The organism is Streptomyces sp. NPDC050564, assembly GCF_044457265.1.
In the GTDB taxonomy this organism is placed as follows: domain Bacteria; phylum Actinomycetota; class Actinomycetes; order Streptomycetales; family Streptomycetaceae; genus Streptomyces.
In genome coordinates this window covers 1-2,962 of sequence record NZ_JBITGS010000110.1, presented here as the reverse complement: position 1 = coordinate 2,962, position 2,962 = coordinate 1, and the positions used below count along the sequence as shown (strand labels likewise).

Sequence of the window (2,962 nt, the reverse complement as noted above, 5' to 3'; positions counted from 1 at the left end):
GGTCGGAGACGTAGGAGGGGAGTTGGTCGGCCAGCTGCCGGTACGTCAACCCGGGCCGCCAGGACGGCAGATGCACCTCGTAGACCGAGAACGGGGCCTCGTGCGCCGGCCGCAGCCCCCTCCCGGACATCCACTCCGCGTCCCGCCACACGTGATGGGACGCGTGGACGATCGACGAGGTGTTCGGCGGAGCCTCGGTGCGGCGGGCCATCGGGTCGGCGCGCAGCGTGCGCGTTCCGTCGGGGCGGGTTATCTCGAACTTGTACAGCTCGCCCTCGCCGATCGAGGGCACGAACAGCTCCCACACCCCGGAAGAGCCCAGCGACCGCATCGGGTATCCCGTGCCGTCCCAGAAGTTGAAGGTGCCGGCCAGGCGCACACCGCGCGCGTTCGGGGCCCACACCGTGAAGCGGGTGCCGGTCACGCCCTGGTGCACCATCGGCTCCGCGCCGAGCGCCCGCCACAACTGCTCGTGCCGGCCCTCGCCGAGCAGATGCAGATCGAACTCGCCGAGCGCGGGCAGGAAACGGTACGCGTCCTCGGTCTCCAGAACCGTCCCCTCGTAGCCCACGACCAGCCGGTACGACGCCGGGACCGCGCGCAGTGGCAGCAACCCCGAGAAGAAGCCGTCCCCGTCGTCGTGCAACTCGGCGCGCAGGTCGTCCGTCACGACGGTCACCGCCAGCGCGTACGGGCGGAAGGCGCGGAAGGCCACCCCACCCGGCACCGGATGGGCTCCCAGCACCCCGTGCGGATCGTGATGTGTGCCGTCGAGCAGCCGCTCCCGGTCACCGAGGCTGACGCCGGCGAAGACGGGCGCGCTGTCGGCGGCAGGCTCCGGCGCCTTCTTCGCAACCTTCGCGGCCGTGCTCGCGATGGCCTTCTCGCCGGCAGCCGCGCTCCCGGCGACCTTCTTGGCGGCAGCCTTCTTACCCACGGCAGCCTTCTTCGCGGCGGCGGCCTTCTTGCCGGCGGTGGCTTTCTCGGCCGTCGTTTTCCCCTCAGCGGCCTTCTTCACCGCCGTCTTCTTCGCGGCAGCCGACTTCTTCGTACCGTTCTTCTTCGGACTGTCGTCGGACGGAGGGCGGGGCGTCACGGGCAGGGCCTCCTCGGCAGGATGAGGTGGGGAAGGGGGGACAGGTCAGGGGGATGCGGCGAGTCGGCGTATCGCCGCCATCGGAACCGGCAGCCAGTCGGGCCGGTGCCGGGCCTCGTACAGGACTTCGTAGACGGCCTTGTCCGTTTCGTAGGCGCGCAGGAGTACGGGGTCGGTGCGCGGGTCGGCGCCGGAGACCTCGGCGTAGCCGGTGCAGTATGCGGCCCGACAGGCGTCGGCCCAGCCGGCCACCACAGGATGGTGCGAGTGGGCCGCGTAGTCGAAGGAGCGGAGCATTCCCGCGATGTCCCTCGCCGGAGGCTGCGGCATGCGGCGTTCGGCGAGGGGTTTCGACGGCTCGCCCTCGAAGTCGATGAGGGACCACTCCCCGGACGGCGCGCGCAGGCACTGACCGAGGTGCAGATCGCCGTGGATGCGCTGCGCGGTCCAGGTATGGCCCTCGGCGGCGAGGTCGGCCAGCGCCTCGAAGGCGGTCCGTAACCCGGGAGCGTGGGGACGCAGCACGGGCACCGCCTGTGCGGCCGCCTCCAGGCGCTCGGTCATGCCGTCGGCCAGCAGCCCCATCTGCGTGTGGCCCAGCGTGACCGTGGGCAGCGCGCGGGCCAGCGCCGTGTGCACCTCGGCGGTGGCACGGCCCAGTGCCCGCGCCTCGTCACCGAAGCCACTGACGTCGCCGAAGTCCTCACCCTTGGCCAGCTCGCGCAGCGCCAGCTCCCAGCCGTCCGTGGCGCCCTGCACGAAGGGTTGGAGTACGCCCAAGACGTAGGAGTCGTGGTCGGAGGCCAGGTCGGCCAGCAGCCAGCCCGCCGGGGCCGGCACGCGCGCACAGCCCTCGCGGGCCAGTACCAGCGGAAGTTCCAGGTCCGGGTTGTTGCCCGGCACGATCCTCCGCAACAGCTTCAGGATGAACGTATCTCCGTAGATGATCGAGGAGTTGGACTGCTCCGAGGTGACCAGCCGCGGCACCAGGCCGCCCCTCATCTCTTGGCGCAGGGCGCATTCGAAGCGCAGATCGCCGATGCGGGCCCGCGTGCGGATCGCTTCGAGAAGCACGTCGGCGGGCCGGGCGTCGTACAGCGCCTCGTACACGGTCCGGCCGGCCAGCGGACCCTCCTCCAGATGCCCGATGAGCGCGGGCGCCAGCCGTGGCGGCAGCGCCTCGCGCACACCTATCAGCAGCTGGTAGCAGTCCCCGGGGTGCGGCAGAGCGCCCTGGGTGGGGGCGTCCGGCTGATGGGCCCGTACGAGGAGGTGGAGCAGGCCGAGCTGTGACGTCGACGGCAGCAGTTCGGTGGCCGCGACCAGCGAGAATCCAGTGACCGGGCGTCCCTTGCCCGCGAACCATCGCTGCCGCGGCAGCCATTCCTGCAGCAGTGGATCGAGGGACGCGAGCAGTTCAGGGCATGCGACGGCGACCGTGGAAGAGTGGGTTGCGGCTTCCGACATGGCGTGCGTCCCTTCCACGTCGTGCGGCGGAGGAGGGTCGGGTTTCGTGAAGGGTGCCCAAGGCGGGACGGTGAAAACCGTCCCGCCCTCAATTGTGGCCGCGAGCCACGACCGGCGAGTTGCGGAGCCGGAACCATTGGCGTTCACGCCACCCGAGTCGGCGGCGTGTCCTGTCCGATCACTCGAAGAGGTTTCACGCGACGAGCGCGCGCAGTTGATGACCGAGCCACCCGCAAGGCGGTCTCGGGTTCTGATGAACAGAACGTCGTAACGGTATCACTACTCACCGTGGTCGCGACGCAATCGGAACCAGTAGAAGCCGTGGCCTGCGAGGGTGAGCAGGTAGGGCAGCTCACCGATGGCCGGGAATCGCACCCCGCCGATCAGCTCGACCGGGTG

2 protein-coding genes and 1 pseudogene are annotated in these 2,962 nt (G+C 70.5%); all 3 read right to left on the bottom strand.

Annotation, left to right across the window (positions count from 1 at the left end; all coding sequences use genetic code 11):
- Positions 1-1,096, bottom strand: a pseudogene (locus tag ACIBK0_RS51830) (1,4-alpha-glucan branching enzyme); the annotation flags it as partial.
- Positions 1,097-1,141: 45 nt separating this feature from the next.
- A complete protein-coding gene (locus ACIBK0_RS51825) occupies positions 1,142-2,563 on the bottom strand; it encodes a phosphotransferase (RefSeq protein ID WP_399097525.1) in 1,422 nt (473 codons plus the stop codon).
- A gap of 279 nt (positions 2,564-2,842) precedes the next feature.
- On the bottom strand, positions 2,843-2,962 hold a 120-nt coding region (locus ACIBK0_RS51820), incomplete at its 5' end, for an alpha-glucosidase C-terminal domain-containing protein (protein ID WP_399097527.1).